Below are 20,400 nucleotides of genomic sequence, written 5' to 3'. Positions count from 1 at the left end.
GCCGCTCGCCAACCGCACTCCGGCCACCAGGCAACCCGTCTCCCGCACCAACCGCGGGACCAACCGGGCTGCCGCCTCCGGCTCCATCAGGCCCTCGCCGCACACCACGTCGGCACACGTGTGCCATGCCCGGTCGGCGCCGCCCCCAACGTACAGCCGAACGTGTTCGTCCAGGTGGCGAAGGGACCGAGGACAGCGGACCGGCCGGAGTACGTCCGCCTCGTGCACCAGGGCCGCGTACCGTCCACAGAGCAGTGTCGCCGGCTGACAGCCGCACTGCCCCGTGGACCAGCCAGTACCGTCATCGAGCTGCCATTCCACGGTCACCGCGATCGCTCCGGCAGTAGTCATCCAGGAACCGCCACAGCGAGCGCGGACAACGACGGCGGAAGCGGGAACGGCAGGATCTCCGGCCTGCACGCAGGCTGGCCGAGGCCGAGAATCCGGTAGATCACCCGCCGGAAACGGCGGTTGAACTCTCCCGGCCCGGAGCAGATGCGTGCCGCGAGCGCCGCGTATTCCTCCGGCCTGTACTCCTCGGCCGCGTACGCCAGCTGCTCGGTCAGCGGATAGTGCGCCGACAAGGAAGGCACCGTCAGTGCCATCGCCGCACCTGGTGACGCGAGATTGGCATTCTCCTGGGGGTAGCGCGACAACAGCACCGGCGCTCCCGTCATCGTGCCGTAGAGCGTCACACTGCTGTAGTCGCCGATTATCCAGTCCGCCGCGATGAGCGCCGGACGCCACTCCTGATCGGGCGACAACAACGTGATTCCCGACCGCTCCTGACCCGCCATCCAGGCCCGAACCTGCCACTTCCCGTGCCAGGCCCAGACGTTCGGGTGGACGAGGACGGCCACCCGATACTCCGGCCGCGGCAGTTCTGTCATCAGGCGGGGCAGCAGACCGTCCAGTCGGCTGAATGCGGAGTGTCTGCCCCACGCGGAGGTCACCAGGACCAGTTTCTCCCGCTCCTCCAGGCCCAACGCGGCACGGTAGCGGTCCCGGGACGACAAGCTGACGGCGATCCGGTCGTGACAGGGGTCGCCGACCACCTCGGCCCGAGGCACAGCCTGCGGGCACGATCGCGCTAGTTCGTCGCGCTCCTCATCGTGAGCCAGGGCAATCGAGACCGGCACTACTTCATTCTCCCGCGTCAGGTACCGAGGACTGAGCCCGGTGACCTTGCGCATCGGCGGCAGGACGCCCTCGACCGCCCTTTCGAGTCTCATGCGCCTCGCCCCGTGCGAGAGCAGCACCACAGGTGCCCGTACCTGGTCTATGCCCCGTGCCCCGGCTGCCAGTGCCAGATCGAACCGTTCGCGGACCACCTGCGCCCACGGCAGGACCGACCCGCCCAGCCGACGCACCAACCGCTCCGCGCCGTCATTGAACGGATGCGGCGCCACTGTGAACACCACCTGCAACCGCAAATCCGCCTCCATCAGCGGGAGGACATCCTCCAGCCGCTTTCCGTAGACCTCGGAGTGGACGATCACCAGCACCTTCCTGCACCCGGGCAGCGTTGCCCACTGCTCAAGGTCTCTTCCAGACCCAGTCATCTTTCTCCCCGTAACCGATCAAGCGTCGATGTCGCGCGAAGCGACCTGGGGGCGAGACTCCCCGGGGGACAAAACGAAAGGCTTGCACCGGCCTTGGAGAAACCTTGCAATCGAGGACACCTGGCCGAAAAGCGAGGTCCTCCGTGAAGGAGACAGAGAAGACAGCAGCGGCAAACGACGGAGGCACAGTACGCTCACCCCCACCACTCACCTTCTCGGCCCACCAGATGTTCTGTGCAGAGGAAGCACTTACGTCTCGGAAGGGTCAGGAGCCCGGTGTGGCCTCCAAGGAGGGGACATGGAGAGCGAATTGACGCCGGTCGTGCCGCGGGGAGCCTCAACGGTGGTCGGCTTGATGGCCACCGATGCGTGGAACGCCGTCAGGCCACGCGTCGTCGCGCTTCTGCGGCAAGGCGACCGGGCTCAGGAGGATGCGCTCCGCATCGAGCACGAGTTGGAGTTGGAGCGCCGCGAGGTAGTCGCGGCGCGGGACAGTGGCGACATGGCCGCCGTCGCTGACATAGAGGCCGTCTGGCGGACGCGGCTGCGCCGGCTGCTGCACGACAGCCCCTCCACAGAGACCGCCTTGGACAAGCTCATCGCCGAGACCTGCTCTGGCTCAGACTTCATGCGCAACACAATCAGCGGCGCCGGTTCTCACCGACCGGTCACCCGCCGGGCAACGTGGGCGGAGATCTGCACATAGGGTGACAGCAACGTCTGTGTGCGGCCAGGACCATCCCGAACTGGCCCAGCGGCCTCGTGCACGGTTGATAGTGGTTCGGTGCCCAGGTAGCGCATTGCACTCGACATGGTTGGACTGGGCACGTGAGTTGATCGTGGGGTCGTATCGCACCACAGGGACGTCGCCGAGGTGAGTGCGGAACTCGTCGCTGAGGTGAGGCCGTTGTTGCACGAACAACATCAGGCACGCCTGGCGGCCCGGCCGCGGCGACGGGTTGTAGGTGCCGGGGCGAAGCACAGGTTCGTGTACGCCGACCGGCTGCCTGCGATTGGATCAGTGTGCACCATGACACCGCTCACGGTGTGCTGGCCTGCTGGTTTGGTGTGAACGGCTCCGCCATCACGCGCGCCATCAAAAGGCGTGCGGCCCTGCTCGCTCAACGGGGGCGCATGGTCGCCCCCCCACCTCCGGCTGCATGCTCGCGCTCCTGCCGGCGTCGTCGAGTACCTGGGCGCGGGTCGTCGGACCGGGGCCATCGACAACACGGAGATCCGTGTGCGGCTCGCGACCGTAGGGCGCAAGGACCGGAACAAGTTCGTTTCCGAATCCGACCAAGCAGAACGCCGTGAAGTTCATGGCCCTCACCGATGCCGAACGGCAGTGCTGTTCTGCAGTGCGATACAGCAGGGCAGTTGCACCGACACAACCCAGGCGTGACAGCTGGGACGGGCTCAGCTCCTGGACGACGGTCCGTTCCTGGAGATCCTCACTGATACCAGCTACCAGAGCATGGGAGCGCAGACCGCGGGACGTGTGGTGATCCCGCCCCGAACAACATCGTCGAGGCCGTCGCCGGTCTGCTTTCACACCAACACACCGCCCCCGCCCTGCGGCACCGTTCGAACGTGGACCCAGACAACGTCGCGCACCTCGACGTCCCGCGGTCAACCGAGCACGAGGTCGTAAGGGCTCGCAGAGAATCAAGGTGTTGCTTCCCGCATCCGGGCTCGTTCACCTGGTATGGGCATCCCTGACGCGACTCGTGACCAACTGGCCGTCAAGTTTGGGGTGTTGTTCCCGCATCTGGACGAGCGGCAGCGTCGGCTGCTGATGGGAGCCGAGGCCCGGGCCCTGGGACACGGCGGTATCCGGGTGGTCGCGCAGGCGGCTCAGGTCAGCGAGACCACGGTTCGCAAGGGCGTGGACGAGTTGGAGGCGGGCGAGGGACCGCTGGGGCGGGTTCGCCGTCCTGGCGGCGGGCGCAAGAAGGCCGCCGAGGTAGACCCGGGGCTGCGGCCGGCCCTGCTCGCACTGGTCGAGCCGGACGTACGCGGGGATCCGATATCGCCGCTGCGCTGGACAACCAAGTCGACGAGGAAGCTCGCCGCCGAACTCACCCGCCAGGGGCACAAGGTGAGCGCGGACACGGTCGGGGACCTGCTCCGGGAGGAGGGCTTCAGCCTGCAGGCCAACGCGAAGACCATCGAGGGCGCACAGCACCCGGACCGTGATGCCCAGTTCCGCTATATCAACGACCGGGCCAAGGAACACATCGGTGCCGGGGACCCGGTGATCAGCGTGGACACCAAGAAGAAGGAGTTGGTCGGCGACTACAAGAATGCCGGGCGTGAGTGGCGGCCGGCGGGCGAACCAGTGCTGGTCAAAACGCATGACTTCCTGGACCGGCAGGGACCGGGCAAGGCGATCCCATACGGCATCTACGACCTTGCGGCGAACACCGGCTGGGTCAGTGTCGGCACCGACCACGACACCGCCGAATTCGCTGTCGCCTCGATCCGCCGCTGGTGGCAGGCCCGCGGCCGTCACGACTACCCGCACGCCACCCGTCTTCTGATCACCGCGGACGCGGGCGGCTCCAATGGCTACCGCACCCGGGCCTGGAAGAGTGAACTGGCCGCTCTCGCCTCCGGAACTGGTCTGAAGATCACTGTTTGTCACCTACCGCCCGGGACCTCGAAGTGGAACAAGATCGAGCACCGGCTGTTCTCCCACATCTCCATGAACTGGCGCGGCAGACCGCTGACCAGCCATGAAGTCATCGTGGACAGCATCGCGGCGACCACGACCCGCACCGGTCTGAAAGTGGAAGCTGAACTCGACACCGGCACCTACGACACCGGTGTGAAGGTCACCGACGCCGAGATCGATGCACTGGCAATGAGCCGGCACCGCTTCCACGGCGACTGGAACTACACGCTCCGCCCTGCTGGTCCTCGCCCGGCCCCACACCATGAGACGGAATCCGAAGCCGCCACCGCCACAACCGCCCACCCGGCCGGCGTTGACACCCAAGCTCTCCGCGACCCGGAGCTGACCGGCATGACCACTGCCCAACTCGACGCTCTGGTCAGTGCGTTGATCCCGGCGCTCGCACAACAACGCGAGCAAATCCGCCACGAGCGCCGGGGCGGCGAGCGCCGACGGCGGCGAGGCGCGGGTGCCAAGGACAAGCTCTCCGACGCAGACCGGATCCTCGCCACCGTGCTCTGCCTCCGCAAGATCGGCACCCACGACCTGCTCGCCCGGCTCTTTGGCGTCACCGGAAGCACTCTCACACGGGCCGTCCAGGAAGCGCGCCCGCTACTGGCCGAGCACGATCACGCGGTCCACCCCTCAACTGCCAGATTCCGCACCCCTACTGATGTGGCCGTCCACCTCGACCGGTACGGAACACACCCCCCGAAGAAGATCAAACCCGCATGTTGATTCTCTGCGAGCCCTAAGCCTCTATCTCGAATTTGAGACGCACGGCCTCGCTTGAGACGAGTTCTACGCGCATCAACAGCACTCACCCCACTACGGGAATCCAGGGCACTCGTCAAGCGACTTGCATAAACGCATCAGTTCGACTAGAAATCGTTGATCATTTCAATCGGAAGCGGAAAGAAGCGAGACCAGAACTTGAACACGCGAAATAGAGTCGCTATATCCTTGATCGCGCTTGCATGCATACCGTGTTTGGTGTATGCGGCTACAGCGTCAGGCGAAACAACGGCGACCGAGGCGAAAGGGGCAGCAAGGCAGTCCATATCAAAAAGTCCCACACCGCAGTACCGCCCCACCTCGATACTGGGAGCGCCGACACCCGTAGACCCCTCTGAGTCCGCACCCAGCCGCCGTTGAGGCGCCGGCGGCCCGTTGACGACAAACAGTCAGCGGGCCGCCACTCCGCCAACTCCGCACCGAGAGCATTCGGCTAGAGAATGCAACTCCACGCGACGCCCGTGCCGCAGGCGACCCAGTTCCGACCGCCATTTGTAATGGGCACCAAAAGTCAGCGACGACCCATACTTGTCATGCACGGTTTCAGTTGAGCACTGCCGGCCGGGTCGACAGCTGGAAGGCCGGTCGCCTCCAGGTTCGGGTGACGCGGGGCAGCGCCGTGCCATGCGGCGACGAACAGCGTGGGCATGCTGCGGAGGCCAGGTGCTCCCGCTTAACTGTCGTGTGAAAGTCGGCAGACATTCCGCCGCTCTCAGCCTTCTTCCAGGGTGTCCGCGTGAACGCCTCAGAGCCTGATGGCACAGAGTGAAAATGCATCAAACCCGCACTCACACCTACTTCCCCGGCATACGGTTTGCTTGTCAAGGGAGGTACCGGCCATTTCCACGTTCGATGAGCTGCACGAGCTTGGGCACATCGGTCCCGTCTGTCTGTCTTTGATCTACAAGTTGATCCGGGAGGAAGCGCGGCGGCTGCCGGTTCTGTCTCCGCCGAGTGGGTGGCAGGAGGCCGACCTGGAGAATCTGCTAGGTGATTTCCTGGCAGACCGAATCGAGCCCGTCACGGCTAAACTGCTCGCTCTGGCCAGGGATGACGACTCTGTCGGCAAGCTGCTGCGCACGTCCATCCGGTACTGGTTGATCGACTGCTCTCGTAAGACTGCGGTCGTATCGGTGGGCCGTGCGCTGGAGAAGGTGCTGACCGACAGCGATGCCTTGGAGGCAGTACCTCTGGGCACTGCGGGCGCTGGCAGGTGGAGATTGGCCGGCACCGCGGCACAACCGTGGTCGGGCCCCGTCACACCGCTGGTCGAGGCCGCGTACGCCGTACCGAACGTCAAGATTCCCAGGTGGAGCAGCGAAACGCGCCGTGCCCCAGTCGCCGACAGGGCATCGATAGAAGCTGTAATCATTGCGGTTCTGACCGCCGCCTCTGGCTCGATGGAGGTCGCCCAGCTGGTCGAGGTGTTCACCGCTCGCTTTCCCGCGGTGCTGGATCCCGTTGTGGTCTCACTCCCGGCCGACGCCGGGTCAGAGATCACGGAAAATGCTCAGTCTTCTCCGGAAAAGATCGTCTTTGCACGCATTGACGACGCCGAGACCGCGTCAAGGGCGGAAGAGGTCGTGAGCATGCTTAGCCCCGAGGAACAGCGCATGGTGCCGTATCTGGACGCTCCCGGAGAGATTCAGACGCTTCTGGGCTGCGGTCGCTCCCAGGCGTATCACCGTGCAGCACGTCTGCGGGAGAAGCTGCGTCAGCTCGTCGGGGACGGCGACGATGTACTTTCCGTGGGGGCGGAGGTGATCCGGTTTTGCAGCGGAGTAGCGGAGACACGATGAGCAGGACCAGGGCCGGACACCGTGAGCGCTATGACGTCAGTCAAGGGTGGAGACCTGCTCAGTCGATGGATGCAGGAGGACACCATGAGTGACCAGGGGGTACCGCAGCGTTTCCTGGATCTGGCCCAGCGGACTGGTGGGCCGCAAGCCCTGTCGGAGGCAGGGCTGAGAGAGCGGTTCGGTGATCCGGCTCAGGTTGAGCTTGGGGTCGGTCAGCTGTGGCGGGCTCGCTGGGAGGACACCAGCATGCTCGTGCTGGTCCTGAACGTCGAGTCCCATGAAGTAGGCGTGGTGCCGGTCACGATCGATCCGCCGGGTGAGGACGAGATCAGCGTGGTGGTGGCCGGTTCGCGGACTGCATTCGGCGTCGACGCCACGGTGTGGGCGAGCCTGGCCTCTTGCATCCCGATGCGGGTGCTGGAACGCGTGGTCGACGCTTGGGGTGAGGACCTCGTGGAGTTCACCGTAATGAGGGCCCGAGGCCAGTCGAGGCCGGTTCCGACGGGAGTACGCGAGGGGCTGCCGATCCGTTCCGCCTTGGAGCCGGCCGCGGAGGTGCGCGCCGCCCTCGCCGATGATCTGGAGTTTCTCCAGCATGCACTTGGCCTGCCTGTTGAGGAGGACGGGCAACCGCCTGGAACCCTGGCGTCGCTGCTTGGTGACCGGCTGGACCTGGGGACGCTGTGCGCGGCCTTGCATCTGCCGCAGCCGCAGGTCATGAAACTACTGCGAGGCAAGACGCCGCTGTCACCAGACCAGATCGACACGGTCGCGTCGGCCACAGGGCTGCCCTCGGCGGAGATCGCCCAAACGGTTCGCCCCTTGCCTGCTGATCTTGTGCTCGTCGCAGAGCACCCACGGTGGCGTTCTGTCTGGGTACGCCGGGCCCAGCGCCTGGGGGTCAGCGAAACGCAGGCCCGGCTCACGGGTGGCTACGGCGCCTTCGCGCTGGCTGCTCGTCAGACGGGCGGCGAGCCTGCCGCCTGGGACGCCCGCCTGAGGCAGTTTCTCCAGGGCGAAGACGGAGCGGAGGACAGATGACACGTCACCGGTTTATCGAGGAGTCGCCCCGTCAAGCGGAGGCAATGATCTCAACCGTCGAGCGCCTCCACCCCGGTGCGCTGGAGGCACTGCGCGCGGATCCGCTGGCCGAGCTGCACCGCTGGACGGATATCCGGGTGTCGATGCAGTCCGAGGTGGGCGACGGCGGCCGCTGTTCAGTCGCCGGCAGTTATCAGCCGGACTCCGATCCCCCGACCCTCGTGGTCGGGGCAGCACGCTCACTTCGTCGCCGGGGATTCACGGGGCTGCACGAACTCGGCCACCATCTCCAGCAGACCGACCCAGCGCTGGGCCAACGGCTTTTCGACTGGGAGGACTCGGAGGCCTTCGAGGAAGCGGCGTGCGACGCGTTCGCAGCACGCATCCTCGTACCCGATGACCGGATTTCTGAGGAAGTACGCCGCAGAGGTCCGTCCGCAGACGACGTCGTCACCATGTTTGGTACGTCCCAGGCATCACGTGAGGCGTGCTGCGTGCGAGCGGCGCAGTATCTGACGGATGGTGGCGCCGTCGTACTGCTCGACATCACGGGTGAGGTCCTCTTCGCTGCGCCTCGGGGCATGATCCCGCCGGCCCGAGGTTCCGACCAGTCCCGGACGCCGCTCGTCTCCGCGGCCCTACGCACCCGAGCCACAATCCAGCGCGACAAGACGTTCATCGTCTACCGGTCCGGCGGGCACAGCGATCTGCTGTATGGGCAGGCGGCATGGTGCGACGAGGACTACTTGATCGCGGTGCTCGCCGAGGACAGCGTGGCATGGCGGGCCTTCACCCCGTCGCGCCCGAACACGCAGAACTCCCGGTTCGGTTCCTGGTGGGAGTGCGAGACGTGCGGGGACGCGTTCAAGGTCACTAAGTCGGCGTGTGGGGAGTGCGGCGAGCCGCGGTGCGGACAGGAGCACTGCGGGTGCACGACCGCCAGGACCCGGAGTGACCGTACGTGCGAGCGCTGCTCCATGGTCCTGGCTCCGTCCCGGTTCGAGGGCGCGAGTATGACCTGCCTCGACTGCTCCTGAGCTGTTCGGATACTCCCCGAAACGAAGATCCCCGTGCGGTCCGGACGATCTCAGCGGTGTGACGTCAGAGGAGGGTGAGCCGCCAAGTGGCGGCTCCGCCCGGGGAAGTCCCAGGCGACGCGTGGCGCTCGGCGCCTCTCACTCGAAGGGAACCCCACCGTGGGACACACCGAAGACATCCTCAACGACGTCCGCAGCCAGATCGACGCCCACCCGCAGCCCCTGGCGGAGGCCCGGACGCGCCTGGACCTGGTCCGCTCCAGCGCCATCGGCTTCAGGGGCGCACAGCGGACCTACCGCAGCGGTTCGCTGCCCCAGCACACCTTCATCCACCCCGTCGGAGACGGCGACGGCGGAGTCGTACTCGACCGCCGCGTGTACCCGCAGCTCGGCCCCGACGGAGGCGGCGAGACGCCCGCCGACATCACCGATGACCTGTGCGCTCTGCTCGGCCCCGCGGTGCGCAAGGTCTATCCGAAGGCCCGCTGCGGCACCTCCAAGCGCGGCCCGAAGATCACCTTCGGGCAGCCCGTCGATGACCAGGACCCGACCGTGGACCTGGTCGTCGCCCTCACCCGGAAGGAGGGTGCCGGGCTGTGGATCCCGAACCTGGAGACCAACAGCTGGGAGGCGTCCGACCCCGAGCACCACGTGGTGCTCTTCACCGGTGGGGAGGAGTCGCTTCGGCGTACGCGACGGCGCGTGGTGCGTCTGCTGAAGGCGTGGAACAAGCAGTACGGTCAGCCGGGCTTCTCCTCCCACAACCTCACGGTCTGGGCGTGGGAGTTCGTCGAGCCCGGGATGGGCATGGCGAAGGCCCTGAGCACCGTGCTGTCCAAGGCCGCACTCCGGGTGGAGACCGGTGGAGCTACGCGGGACCCGGCGGGGGTCTCGCCGAACGTGAAGCTGCTGGTGGGACGCGACGTCGCGGCCCGGCGACTGCGTATCGCGGCGGACGGCGTGGCCGAGGCGCTGGCGAACGACAACGACCGCGAAGCGGTGCTGTCGGCGCTGGCGCGGGTCTTCTACCGGTACGTCGATGCCCCGGCGTCCGACAGTCTGGCGGGCAAGATCTCCGCGCTGCGCCAGCCTTCCCCCGTCACGACGGTGGCCCTCGGGCTCGGCGGTGCGGCGGCCGCCGTGCGGCCCACTCGTGCCTACGGCGAAACCGGACATCACGCGTGACACGCCGCCCCGCGTGGCGCAGGCCGGCCTGGTTCGCCAGGCCGGCGGCCCGTATCGCCTTCCAACACCGGCTCGCCGCCTGTGGCCAGCAGGTCCGCGTTACCCGTCCGCCGCATCGGCACCGCGGCGGCTTCGCCCTGGTAGTCCGGCTGCGCGTACCGGATGTCACGGAACAGACGGTCTCGATCGTCTTCAGCCCCGGGGCGCCCGAGGTGCCGTATGTGTACACCGACGGGCCGTCCGAGTCTCCTCACCGGTACTCCGATGGCGCGCTGTGTATGTGGTTTCCGTACGATCCTCCCGGACAGCGGTGGATCCGCAGCAACGGACCTGCTGCCTTGCTGGGGCATGTCGTGGCCCACCTGTTGCGCGAAGAATGGTGGCGCCGTACTGGCGAGTGGCCTGGGGAGGAGGCTCCACACGGCACGTAGAACGTAGTGCCGCATGACGACTTGGAGGGCCGCATGACGTCCGCGCAGATGGCAGTGCCGTCACCGGTTCCCACCACGTCGGCGACCACCGTCGTTCCCTCGGCTCCTCCTGCGACGGGCTCCAACACCTCCTCGCTCGAATCCGGCGTCGTCCTGTCGGCCGTACTGTCCGGAGCGTTCCTCGCCGCGATGATCACGGCGACTATCAACATCTGGCTCGCGCGACGCAAAAGCCGTGAAGAAGAACTTGACCGGCTACGGACCGCGTTCTCCGAAGCATTCGCGGCCCACAGCGCCTACAAGGAAATGCCGTACGCCATCCGGCGTCGACGCTCTGATGTCCCCGCCGAGGAGAGGGTGCGGCTGTCGGAAGCCCTGCGGGACATCCAGTCCAACCTCTCATATCACCTTGCCTGGACGAAAATCGAGTCAGAAACCGTGGGTGCCGCCTATGCGGAGCTCATACAGGAGCTGCGCAGGACAGCGGGGCTAGCCATGCATGCCGCCTGGGAAGCGCCGGCCATCGAGACCGACACCGCTGTGAACATCCCGCCGGCCGTGATCGACCTCAGTGCGCTGCAGCCCCTCGAAACCGCCTATATCGATGCCGTCCGGGCACACCTGCATACCCTGACACCGTGGTGGTTTCGATAAAGCCCGGTCAAGCCAGGGATGCTGTCCACCAGGGCCCGATGAAAAGGTCCACGTACATTGTCGTCGCTGTCGGCACGCAGGACTCCTGTACTTCCCGCTCCGCCGCCGGTTTGACGACGACGGGGGAGCCCAAGCCAGGGGCGATCTCCATCGCCTCCTCAGCACCCTGTGCTTGGTAGGAGCACGCCGAGGGAATATGGCGCTCTGACAGGAAACGCCTGGTGGCGGCCTTGCTGTGCAAGACCCATTGACTCAACGAGGCTAACCATCGAGGCCCGAGGGGCAAGTTGGACCCGTGGAACGGCCAACTCGCCCGATACGACCCCGGATGCATCGGGAAGAGGGCATCCCCCTCCGGCCCGGGCAGGAGGTGTGCGGCAGGACGAGCCGGGCTGTACGCCGAGCTCCGTCCGAGACGCAGTCAGACGAGCACGATCCGCTCGGAGCGACACCATCACACGACGTGCCAGGCCAGGTCGGACATCCACACCCCGAACGGGCGGAGTGCATACGTCCGTTACTCAGCTGCGACCAAGATCTGGGTCATACAGGGACCAAACTTCCCTGGCTCCTCTTCGAACACTGCATTCACGCTGGCGAGGGCGCCGCTTGCGGTGTGCGACCAGCGTGCCAAGAAACCGCTGATGCTCGTCCGGCTGAGCGCAGTTCCCTCGGGTCGAAAGAGCGTAACGAGCAGCAGTGAACCTAGCTTTGTAGACCCTGCACAAGGCAGCCGTACGAGGACCGCCAATGCACAACAGTGCACGACCAACCACGAGTCACGCCAGCATCGCCTCGTCCACGACCTCACTCCCCCGGCACCTCACACAATCAGCCGAGTTCGCAAGGACCTTCACCACACCTCTGACGACCCATCAGAAAAGTCAGCAAAAGTCAGCAAGAGCTCTGCCACAACCGACCACAGCGAGCCACACACTGGAACCGTCGGCCATCCCCCGGCAAGGCACTGACCCGCCCGACCGCCTTCCGGCAAGCCGTTCCGCACGAGCAGCGCCACCCAGACGTCTCTCAGCCGACAACACCACCCGCACTCAAAGGTTTCCGCAGGTCAGCGCACTCGCCCGCGCGGTTTCAACCCCACGGGCGGCAACTCCGGCGCGGGCAACGGATCACCCTCATACCCCTTCACCTCGCCGAATCGCCGCCCTTCCATCCAGTCCAGACGCGCCTGTACGATCTCCTCCTGGGACCGTCCGATCCAATTCCAGAACATGATCAGTTCCTCCTCGAACGGCTCGCCCCCCAGCAGCATCAGGCCCGCGTCCGACGCGGCGCGCAGCGGGAGTTCGGTGCGGCCGCAGCCGAGGTAGAGCATCGAGCCCGGGAGGACCGGGACGCCGTCGACGTGGGCCTCGCCGGACATGGCCAGGACGGCGTACTCGAAGTCCGGTTCCAGCGGCAGGCGTACGTCCGCGCCGGCCGCGAGCGCCAGGTCCGCGCCGACGATCGGGGTGTACGTCGTGCCGGGCGAGGCCGCGCCGTCGACGTCACCGAGGACGATCGTGGCGCGCAGGCCCGGCGCCGTGACGACCGGCAGCTCGGCGTGGTGCTCGAAGTGCGGCTCGACATGACGGTCGCTGTCGGGGAGGGCGACCCACAGCTGTGCGCCGTGCAGAAGGCGGGCGTGCGTCTTCGGGCTCTGCTCGGCATGGCTGATCGCGCGGCCTGAGGTCATGAGGCCGAGTTCGCGCGGGCGGATCGTGGCGACGCTGCCGGTCGAGTCACGGTGCAGCACCTCGCCCTCGTGCAGCCAGCTGACGGTCTGCAGCCCCATGTGGGGATGTGGCGGCACCTGCATGCCGGGCTCGTCGGCGATGTCGTCGGGGCCGTAGTGATCGACGAAGCACCAGGCGCCGACCATGCGGCGGCCCAGGTTGGGCAGCAGCCGGCGGACTTCGGTGGACTCGCCGAGCTGGACCTTGCGAGGGCTGAGGAGTTCACGGACGGGCTCCGCCACCACGAAACCGCGGCCGCCGCACAGGGCCGGAACCGCTTCGCGATCAAGATTGCTCATGGCGACAACCTAGTCCCGTCGAGGCGGTTCCGTCAGTCCGTCAACCGCCGGTCCGTCCCCCGGGGCCTCTCCTCCGCCATTGGCGCTCCGTTCCAAAAATAGTAGCCATGGACATAGTAGCCATGTACCGTATTGGTCATGAGTACGGTATCCGAGGGCGCGACGCCCGGTTTCCTGGTCTGGCGACTGTCGATGAAGTGGCGTGTGGCGGTCGACCGCGCGGTGGCACCCCTGGGACTGACCCATGCGCAGTACTCCCTGGTGGCGTCGCTGTACGGCATGCAGCGCTCCGGGCTGCGCCCCAGCCAGCGGCATCTCGCCGACCAGACCGGACTCGAAGCCCTCTATGTGTCGAAGCTGGCCCGCGCCCTGGAGTCGGCGGGCCTCGTCGAGCGCACCCGGGACCCCCGCGATCCGCGCGCGGTCCAACTGGCCCTCACCGACGAGGGCCGCGATGTGACCCGGCAGGCGATCAAGGTCGTCCACGGTCTCCTGCAGCAACTGCTGGAGCCGCTCGGCGGCCTCGGCAGCGAACGGACCCGGGAGTTCAGCCGGGACCTGGCGATTCTGCTCGACACCCCCCTCAACCCCGCGAGTGAGCACGAGAAGGAGCAGTCATGACCACCGCCACCACGACCCCCGCCAACGCCCGCATACTCGGCCTGGCCCACTACGCCGCCCGCGCCGTCCTGGAGAGCGTCCTCACCCGCCACGGCATCGGCTTCCAGCAGCAGATCACCCTGCGGCCGGTCGCCCTCGCGGCCGGGCCCGTCGACCGTGGGCAACTCGCCGCGGACACCGCGGCGGGCCTGAAGGTCGACGAGGACTCCGTGCAGGGCACCATCGACGAACTGATCACTGCCGGGCTGCTCGGGACGGACGCGTCCGACGTGCGGATCACGGACACGGGCCGGGAGCTGTTCGAGCGGATCACGAAGGAGACGAGCGCGGCGAGCGCCAGGATCTGGGGCGACATCCCCGAGGAGGACCTCGCCACCACCGGCCGGGTGCTGACCCTGATCACCGAACGGGCCAACGCCGAGCTGGCCGCCGTAGCACGGTAGTGGAATATTCAACCAACTGGGTCCGTTGAGGGCGTCGAAGGAGGTCAAGTGGACATGACGTACTACGACCACGGAACACCGGCGGAGCGCTGGGAGCGCGCGCAGATGTTCTTCGACGCCAAGGACTACGCCGCCGCGGCCCGGGTGCTGGGCGGACTGGTCGAGGAGGTGCCGGAGCAGACCGGACCGCGCCTGCTGCTGGCGCGCGCCTACTACCACTCGGCCCAACTCCGGCGCGCCGAGACCGAGTTGCGGGTCCTCGTGGAGCGTGACCCGGTCGAGCACTACGCGCGGCTGATGCTGGGCCGCACGCTGGAGCGGCAGGGCCGGCACGAGGAGGCGGGTTCGCATCTGCGGATCGCCTCGGCGCTCGCGGGCGACTTCGAACAGGTCTGAGACGCGGCAACACGCGCGAAGGGGCCCGGTTCCGTGACGGAACCGGGCCCCTTCGCGCGTGCCGCTACTTCGCGTAGGTCCGGCGGCCCTTGCGGTGGGCCACCTCGCCCAGCACCACGTCGACCGCGATGAACGCGGCCAGCGGGATGCCCAGCAGCGGGACGAAATAGCCGAGTACGACGATCACCGCCAGGCACGGGACGAGGACCAGCGGGGACAACTGGGCCCAGGCACCGCGCGGGATCGGACGGCCGAAGGAGGAGCCCCGGCCGCGCTGCCACCACATGCGGTAGCCCCACACGATCAGCAGGATCAGGGAGAGGGCGAGCAGCATCAGGGCTATCTGGTTGACAAGCCCGAAGAGGACGCCGGTGTGCAGGTCGATGCCCCAGCGGGTCAGCTTGGCGAGCAACGGGTAGTCGGCGAAGCGGAGTTCGTCGGTCACCTTGCCCGTGGTGGGGTCGACGGCGACCGCGTCCTGTTTCTCGGGCCAGCTGCGCTGGACCTGTTTGACGACGTACGTCGAGTTCGCGTCGGCCGGCGGGACGATCTCGACGGGATTGCCCAGCCCCTCGGCCCGCGCGGCGGCGAGGATCTTGTCCAGGCCCACCCCGTGTTCCGCGTCGCCGGGCGCGGTGGAGCCGCCGTGGCCCGCATGCTCACCGCTCGCCGCGGCGGACACCGAGGGCGTGGACTGGCCCAGGGAGGTGCGGAGTTCGTCGATGTTGGCGCCCGCGTACGTCGACCAGGTCAGTCCGGTCGCCGACAGGAAGATGAAACCGGCGGCGGCCCAGACACCCACCGTGCCGTGCAGTCCGAGGGTGCGGCGCCGTCCGCTGGTGCCGCGCAGCTTGCGCAGGGCACGGCGACGGGAGAACCACAGCACCAGGCCGCCGGCCGAGATGACCCACAGCCAGCTGGCCGCGAACTCGCTGTACAGGCGGCCGGTTTCGCCGAGGTTCAGATTGCGGTGCAGGTCGTCGACCCAGGTGCGCAGCGGGAGCGCGCCGGTCGAGCCGTACTGTTCCAGCGCGCCGCGCACCTTCCCGGTGTACGGGTCGACGAACACCGCGAGGGTGTGGTCGGAGCGGACGCCCTCGACGCCGGAGAGCATGACGCGGGTGGTGGCGCCGGCCTCCGGGGAGGGCCGGACCGCCGAGACCGTGCCCTCGGGGTGTGCCTTGCGGGCGGCGGCCACCTGCTCCGATATCGGCAGCTCGCGGTCGCCGACGGGAACGGTCAACTCATGGGCGTACACGATCCGTTCGGCCTGGAAGGCACCGGCGTACAGGAAGCCGGTGGTCGCGGCGACGAGCAGGAACGGGGCGACGAGCACTCCGGCGTAGAAGTGCAGACGCAGGATCAGTGGTCGGAGCGGGGCCCAGCGGCTGGGGGACGGCGCCGGGGCGGGCTCCTGCGGGACCTCGGCCGGGGCGGTCGAGGGAGCGGTGGACATGGGCGGGCTTCTCCGGGAGGCAGGGGACGAGGAGGCGGGCGGGGGTGTGTCGTAGCCGTAGTGGTCCAGTAGTCGGCGGGTGAAGGCGCCGAGTTCCCGCGGGTTGGAGTGGCGTGCGTCACGTTCGGGCCGCGGTGGAGGCCATGGCATCCTGGCGCGATGGCACTTCCCAGTGATCGCGCGCCCCTGGCCGAGCGGGTGGAGGAACTCCTCGCCGCCGGCGGTCCGTTGCCCATCGTCTCGGCCGGTGACCCGGTGCTCAGGCGCGGAACCGACCCGTTCGACGGCCAGTTGGAGCCGGCGCTGCTGGCCCGGTTCGTCGAGGCGCTGCGCGTGACCATGCACGCGGCGCCGGGTGTGGGCGTCGCGGCCCCGCAGGTCGGCGTGGAGCTGCGGATCGCGGTGATCGAGGATCCGGCGCCGGTGCCGGACGAGGTGCGGTTGGTGCGCGGGCGGGTGCCGCAGCCGTTCCGGGTGCTGGTCAATCCGGCGTACGAGCCGGTCGGCGACGGCCGGGTCGCGTTCTTCGAGGGGTGCCTGAGCGTCCCGGGCTGGCAGGCCGTGGTGGCCCGGCACGCCGAGGTGCGGCTGACCGGGCAGGACGAGTACGGGCGGGCGGTGGACGAGGTGTTCACCGGGTGGCCCGCGCGGATCGTGCAGCACGAGACGGACCACCTCGACGGCATGCTCTACCTGGACCGGGCCGAGCTCCGCTCGCTGTCGTCCAACGAGGCGATGGCGGAGCGCTGGGCGCAGCCGACACCGGTCGAGGCGTCGGCTGCGCTCGGCTTTCAACTGCCGTAGGACATCAGGGGTGTTCAGCCCCGGTAGGCCTCCAGCAACCGCAACCACACCTCGCTGATCGTCGGGTAGGACGGGACCGCGTGCCACAGGCGGTTGATCGGGACCTGGCCGGCTACCGCGATGGTCGCGGAGTGGATCAGCTCGCCGACGCCGGGGCCCACGAAGGTGACGCCGCGCAGGGTCTCGTCGTCGAGGTCGACGATCATGCGGGCGCGGCCCCGGTAGCCGTCGGCGTAGAGGCCGGCGCCTGCGACCGAGGAGAACTCGACGTCGACCGCGCGGACGCGGTGGCCGGCCGCTTCCGCCTCGGCGAGGGAGAGGCCTACGGCCGCCGCCTCCGGGTCGGTGAAGACGACCTGGGGTACGGCGTCGTGGTCGGCGGTGGCCGCGTGGGCGCCCCAGGGGTCGGTCTCCAGGAGCGGTACTCCGGAGGCGCGGGCGGCGATCGCGGCGCCCGCGATGCGTGCCTGGTACTTGCCCTGATGGGTGAGGAGGGCGCGGTGGTTGACGTCGCCGACGGCGTACAGCCAGTCGCTGTCCTGGACGCGCAGGGAGTCGTCCACCGGCAGCCAGGAGCCCGGTTCCAGGCCGATCGTGTCGAGGCCGATGTCGTCGGTCTGCGGGGCGCGTCCGGTGGCGAAGAGGATCTCGTCGGCCTCGATGCGGTCGCCGCCGTCGGTGACGGCGACGACGGTGCCGTTCTCCCTGGTCACCGAGGTGACGGAGGTGCCCGTGCGCAGGTCGACGCCGGCCTCGGTGAGCGCGTCGGCGACCAGTTCGCCTGCGAAGGGCTCCATGCGGGGCAGCAGGCCCTTGCCGCGGACGAGGAGGGTGACCCGGGAGCCGAGGGCCTGCCAGGCGGTGGCCATCTCGACGGCGACGACCCCGCCGCCGACCACGATCAGCCGGCCGGGCGCGGCCTTGGCGCTGGTGGCCTCGCGGCTGGTCCAGGGCCGGACGTCGGCGAGTGCGGGCAGGTCGGGGAGGAGGGCGCGGGTGCCGGTGCAGACCGCGACGGCGTGCCGGGCGGTGAGGACGTGCCGCACGCCGTCGGGGCCGGTGACCGTCACCCGGCGGGTGCCGTCGAGGCGGCCGTGGCCGCGGTAGAGGTCTGCGCCGATGCCGTCGAGCCAGCGCACCTGGCCGTCGTCCTTCCAGCCCGAGGCCTCGTAGTCGCGGTGGGCGAGTACCGCGGCGGTGTCGAGGGGGCCCTGGACGAGATGGCCGAGGCCGGGCACGCGGCGGGCGTCGGCGCGGGCTATCACCGGGCGCAGCAGGGCCTTGCTGGGCATGCAGGCCCAGTACGAGCACTCGCCGCCGATGAGTTCGCTCTCCACGATCGCGGTGGAGAGACCGGCCGCACGGGTGCGGTCGGCGACGTTCTCCCCCACGGGCCCGGCCCCGACCACCACGACGTCGTACACGATGGATTCCGTTTCCGTCATGGGGTCAGTCTGCTGGGTGGTGTGCGCGGAGGCCACACGGGTAGGGGCGCGGAATACGGGCCCGGACGACCGTGTTGTCCGGGACGGCTTCGCCCCACATCGAGGAAGAGGGAATCACGTCATGAGCAGCAGCACCGTGGAGCTCACCAAGGAGAACTTCGACCAGACGGTCACGGACAACGACTTCGTCCTGATCGACTTCTGGGCGTCCTGGTGCGGGCCGTGCCGTCAGTTCGCCCCGGTCTACGAGAAGGCGGCCGACGAGAACCCGGACCTCGTCTTCGGCAAGATCGACACCGAGGCCCAGCCCGAGCTGGCCGCGGCCTTCGGCATCCAGTCGATCCCCACGCTGATGATCGTCCGTGACCGCGTCGCCGTGTTCGCCCAGCCCGGCGCGCTGCCGGAGGCCGCCCTGACAGACGTCATCGGCCAGGCCCGCAAGCTCGACATGGACGAGGTCCGCAAGTCGGTCGCCGAACAGCAGGCGCAGGCCGAGCAGAACAGTCAGTAAGCACCGCCGTTCGACCACTCCCTAGAACGGGTACGACGCCACGTCTCCGCGCACCGTCGTCCAGCGCACGTCGGTGAAGGCCTCGATATTGGCCTCGCCGCCGAAGCGGGCGCCGGTGCCGGACGCGGCGACCCCGCCGAAGGGTGCCACGGCCTCGTCGTTGACGGTCTGGTCGTTGATGTGGACGATCCCGGTGGGGATGCGTTCCGCCAGGTCCAGGCCGCGGGCCGCGTCGCGTGTGACGATGCCGAGCGAGAGACCGTAGGGTCCGGTCGCGGCCAGTGCCGCCGCCTCCTCGGCGGTGGCGAAGGACCGTACCGGCGCCACCGGGCCGAAGACCTCCTCCGCGTAGGCGGGGGTGTCGTCGTCGACGCCCGCGAGGACGGTCGGCCGGTAGAAGAGATCCTCGTGCGTGCCGCCCGCCGCGAGCCTGGCGCCGCTTGCCGTGCTGGCCTCGACGAGGCCGTGCACCTTGGCCAGTTGGGCGCCGTCGATGATCGGTCCGAGGTGGACCTGTGCGCGGTGCGGGTCGCCCACGGTGAGCAGGTCGGCCCTGGCGGCGAGGCGTTCGACGTACTCCTCGTAGAGCGACTCGTGGACGAGATGACGGCCCGTCGTCATGCAGATCTGGCCCTGGTGAAAGAACGAACCCCAGGCCGCCGTGGAGATCACCGCGTCCAGGTCGGCGTCCGCCAGCACGATCAGGGCCGAGTTCCCGCCCAACTCCAGGTGCGCGCGCTTGAGATGACGCCCCGCCGCCTCACCGACCGCGCGCCCTGCGGCAGTTGAGCCCGTGAAGGAGATGACGGGCACCTGCGGGTCGGCGACCAGTGCGGCCCCCACCTCGGCGCCGCCGGGCAGGACTTGGAGGAGTTCGTCGGGCAGACCCGCCTCCGCGAGGACCGCCGCGAGTGCCAGTCCCCCGCAGACCGCCGTGCGCGGGTCCGGCTTGAGGACGACCGCGTTGCCGAGCGCGAGCGCCGGGGCGACCGAGCGGATGGAGAGGATCAGCGGGGCGTTGAACGGCGCGATCACGCCGACGACGCCGACCGGGACGCGCCGGGTGTACGACAGCCGGGGCGCCTCCGACGGGAGGACCTGGCCGGCGGGGCGGGAGGCGAGCGCGGCGGCCTCGTAGCACTCCTGGGCGGCGACGTGCAGTTCGAAGTCCGCCTTGCCGGGGATCGACCCGGACTCCCGGACGAGCCACTCGCGCAACTCCTCGGCGTGCGCGGCGAACAGGTCGCCGGCCCTGCGCAGCACGCCGGCCCGGACGAAGTGCGGGACGCGCGCCCACTCGGTCTGCGCGGCTCCGGCCGCCTGTGCGGCGGGGCGTATGTCCTCGGCCGCCGCGAGCGTGACGGTGGCGAGCGGGTCGCCGGTGGCGGGCTCGGTGACCGCATACTCGGGGCCCGACAGGGGGCGGGACTGCCAGATCTTGGGGTCGAGCAGGGGCATGGCGGCTCTCCGATCCGTCAACGGCGGGACCCGCGCGGGTAGTGGGAGTCCCG

17 protein-coding genes are annotated in these 20,400 nt (G+C 68.5%); 12 read left to right on the top strand and 5 right to left on the bottom strand.

Annotated features, from left to right (window positions below; genetic code table 11):
* Positions 1-347: 347 nt before the first annotated feature.
* The gene (locus OH768_RS47120) at positions 348-1,505 is read right to left on the bottom strand and encodes a hypothetical protein (RefSeq protein WP_406463148.1); all 1,158 of its coding nucleotides are present in this window, start codon (positions 1,503-1,505) and stop codon (positions 348-350) included.
* A gap of 355 nt (positions 1,506-1,860) precedes the next feature.
* On the opposite strand from OH768_RS47120, the gene OH768_RS47115 reads away from it, so the two are divergent.
* The 7 genes from OH768_RS47115 (at position 1,861) to OH768_RS47085 (ending at position 11,178) form a co-directional block, all read left to right on the top strand.
* Complete coding sequence (locus OH768_RS47115) at positions 1,861-2,268, top strand: hypothetical protein (RefSeq protein WP_406463146.1); 408 nt, start codon at positions 1,861-1,863, stop codon at positions 2,266-2,268.
* Between the two features lie 999 nt (positions 2,269-3,267).
* Complete coding sequence (locus OH768_RS47110) at positions 3,268-4,974, top strand: ISAzo13 family transposase (protein WP_406454146.1); 1,707 nt, start codon at positions 3,268-3,270, stop codon at positions 4,972-4,974.
* 875 nt (positions 4,975-5,849) lie between these two features.
* The gene (locus OH768_RS47105) at positions 5,850-6,830 is read left to right on the top strand and encodes a hypothetical protein (RefSeq protein ID WP_406463145.1); all 981 of its coding nucleotides are present in this window, start codon (positions 5,850-5,852) and stop codon (positions 6,828-6,830) included.
* Positions 6,831-6,860: 30 nt separating this feature from the next.
* The gene (locus OH768_RS47100; RefSeq protein WP_406463143.1) at positions 6,861-7,871 is read left to right on the top strand and encodes a hypothetical protein; all 1,011 of its coding nucleotides are present in this window, start codon (positions 6,861-6,863) and stop codon (positions 7,869-7,871) included.
* 44 nt (positions 7,872-7,915) lie between these two features.
* On the top strand, positions 7,916-8,908 hold the full coding sequence (locus OH768_RS47095) for an ImmA/IrrE family metallo-endopeptidase (protein ID WP_406463142.1): 993 nt from the start codon (positions 7,916-7,918) through the stop codon (positions 8,906-8,908).
* A gap of 159 nt (positions 8,909-9,067) precedes the next feature.
* The gene (locus OH768_RS47090) at positions 9,068-10,093 is read left to right on the top strand and encodes a hypothetical protein (protein ID WP_406463140.1); all 1,026 of its coding nucleotides are present in this window, start codon (positions 9,068-9,070) and stop codon (positions 10,091-10,093) included.
* A 464-nt stretch (positions 10,094-10,557) separates the two neighbouring features.
* The gene (locus OH768_RS47085) at positions 10,558-11,178 is read left to right on the top strand and encodes a hypothetical protein (protein WP_406463139.1); all 621 of its coding nucleotides are present in this window, start codon (positions 10,558-10,560) and stop codon (positions 11,176-11,178) included.
* Positions 11,179-12,247: 1,069 nt separating this feature from the next.
* On the opposite strand, the gene OH768_RS47080 is transcribed toward OH768_RS47085, so the two are convergent.
* A complete protein-coding gene (locus tag OH768_RS47080) occupies positions 12,248-13,213 on the bottom strand; it encodes a pirin family protein (protein ID WP_406463138.1) in 966 nt (321 codons plus the stop codon).
* A gap of 138 nt (positions 13,214-13,351) precedes the next feature.
* On the opposite strand from OH768_RS47080, the gene OH768_RS47075 reads away from it, so the two are divergent.
* The 3 genes from OH768_RS47075 to OH768_RS47065 are packed head-to-tail and all read left to right on the top strand — an operon-like array spanning position 13,352 to position 14,673.
* Positions 13,352-13,834, top strand: a complete 483-nt coding sequence (locus OH768_RS47075; RefSeq protein ID WP_406463137.1) for a MarR family winged helix-turn-helix transcriptional regulator — start codon at positions 13,352-13,354, stop codon at positions 13,832-13,834.
* Positions 13,831-14,277 carry a MarR family transcriptional regulator gene (locus tag OH768_RS47070; protein WP_406463135.1) on the top strand — a complete coding sequence of 149 codons (447 nt, stop codon included), beginning with the start codon at positions 13,831-13,833 and terminating at the stop codon, positions 14,275-14,277. Before OH768_RS47075 ends, OH768_RS47070 begins: the two co-directional genes overlap by 4 nt.
* Positions 14,278-14,325: 48 nt before the next feature.
* Positions 14,326-14,673 (top strand): tetratricopeptide repeat protein, encoded by a 348-nt coding sequence (locus OH768_RS47065; protein ID WP_019068407.1) that lies wholly within the window; start codon positions 14,326-14,328, stop codon positions 14,671-14,673.
* 64 nt (positions 14,674-14,737) lie between these two features.
* On the opposite strand, the gene OH768_RS47060 is transcribed toward OH768_RS47065, so the two are convergent.
* Entirely contained in the window at positions 14,738-16,129 is a 1,392-nt protein-coding gene (locus tag OH768_RS47060) for a PepSY-associated TM helix domain-containing protein (protein WP_406463134.1), read from the bottom strand.
* A 159-nt stretch (positions 16,130-16,288) separates the two neighbouring features.
* Here OH768_RS47060 and OH768_RS47055 point away from each other — a divergent pair, with 159 nt between their 5' ends.
* Positions 16,289-16,933 carry a peptide deformylase gene (locus OH768_RS47055; RefSeq protein ID WP_406463133.1) on the top strand — a complete coding sequence of 215 codons (645 nt, stop codon included), beginning with the start codon at positions 16,289-16,291 and terminating at the stop codon, positions 16,931-16,933.
* Between the two features lie 14 nt (positions 16,934-16,947).
* On the opposite strand, the gene OH768_RS47050 is transcribed toward OH768_RS47055, so the two are convergent.
* Complete coding sequence (locus tag OH768_RS47050) at positions 16,948-18,378, bottom strand: dihydrolipoyl dehydrogenase family protein (RefSeq protein WP_406463132.1); 1,431 nt, start codon at positions 18,376-18,378, stop codon at positions 16,948-16,950.
* A gap of 121 nt (positions 18,379-18,499) precedes the next feature.
* On the opposite strand from OH768_RS47050, the gene trxA reads away from it, so the two are divergent.
* Positions 18,500-18,889, top strand: coding sequence for a thioredoxin (trxA, locus tag OH768_RS47045; protein ID WP_406463130.1), 390 nt, complete (start codon positions 18,500-18,502; stop codon positions 18,887-18,889).
* A 21-nt stretch (positions 18,890-18,910) separates the two neighbouring features.
* Here the strand turns inward: trxA and OH768_RS47040 are convergent, their stop codons facing one another.
* Positions 18,911-20,347 (bottom strand): aldehyde dehydrogenase family protein, encoded by a 1,437-nt coding sequence (locus OH768_RS47040; RefSeq protein ID WP_406463128.1) that lies wholly within the window; start codon positions 20,345-20,347, stop codon positions 18,911-18,913.
* Between the last annotated feature and the right edge of the window lie 53 nt (positions 20,348-20,400).

Origin of the sequence: Streptomyces sp. NBC_01622, from assembly GCF_045209635.1 — a bacterium.
GTDB lineage: Bacteria > Actinomycetota > Actinomycetes > Streptomycetales > Streptomycetaceae > Streptomyces.
The sequence above is the reverse complement of the archived record's forward strand: the minus strand, read 5'-3'. Positions and strand labels throughout refer to the sequence as shown.

Excerpts from the sequence above, each read along its gene's own strand:
- OH768_RS47115 (WP_406463146.1), top strand. The coding sequence starts at position 1,861 with ATGGAGAGCGAATTGACGCCGGTCGTGCCGCGGGGAGCCTCAACGGTG.
- OH768_RS47110 (WP_406454146.1), top strand. The coding sequence starts at position 3,268 with ATGGGCATCCCTGACGCGACTCGTGACCAACTGGCCGTCAAGTTTGGG.
- OH768_RS47100 (WP_406463143.1), top strand. The coding sequence starts at position 6,861 with ATGACGTCAGTCAAGGGTGGAGACCTGCTCAGTCGATGGATGCAGGAG.
- OH768_RS47095 (WP_406463142.1), top strand. The coding sequence starts at position 7,916 with ATGATCTCAACCGTCGAGCGCCTCCACCCCGGTGCGCTGGAGGCACTG.
- OH768_RS47085 (WP_406463139.1), top strand. The coding sequence starts at position 10,558 with ATGACGTCCGCGCAGATGGCAGTGCCGTCACCGGTTCCCACCACGTCG.
- OH768_RS47080 (WP_406463138.1), bottom strand. The coding sequence starts at position 13,213 with ATGAGCAATCTTGATCGCGAAGCGGTTCCGGCCCTGTGCGGCGGCCGC.
- OH768_RS47075 (WP_406463137.1), top strand. The coding sequence starts at position 13,352 with ATGAGTACGGTATCCGAGGGCGCGACGCCCGGTTTCCTGGTCTGGCGA.
- OH768_RS47070 (WP_406463135.1), top strand. The coding sequence starts at position 13,831 with ATGACCACCGCCACCACGACCCCCGCCAACGCCCGCATACTCGGCCTG.
- OH768_RS47060 (WP_406463134.1), bottom strand. The coding sequence starts at position 16,129 with ATGTCCACCGCTCCCTCGACCGCCCCGGCCGAGGTCCCGCAGGAGCCC.
- OH768_RS47055 (WP_406463133.1), top strand. The coding sequence starts at position 16,289 with ATGGCACTTCCCAGTGATCGCGCGCCCCTGGCCGAGCGGGTGGAGGAA.
- OH768_RS47050 (WP_406463132.1), bottom strand. The coding sequence starts at position 18,378 with ATGACGGAAACGGAATCCATCGTGTACGACGTCGTGGTGGTCGGGGCC.
- trxA (WP_406463130.1), top strand. The coding sequence starts at position 18,500 with ATGAGCAGCAGCACCGTGGAGCTCACCAAGGAGAACTTCGACCAGACG.
- OH768_RS47040 (WP_406463128.1), bottom strand. The coding sequence starts at position 20,347 with ATGCCCCTGCTCGACCCCAAGATCTGGCAGTCCCGCCCCCTGTCGGGC.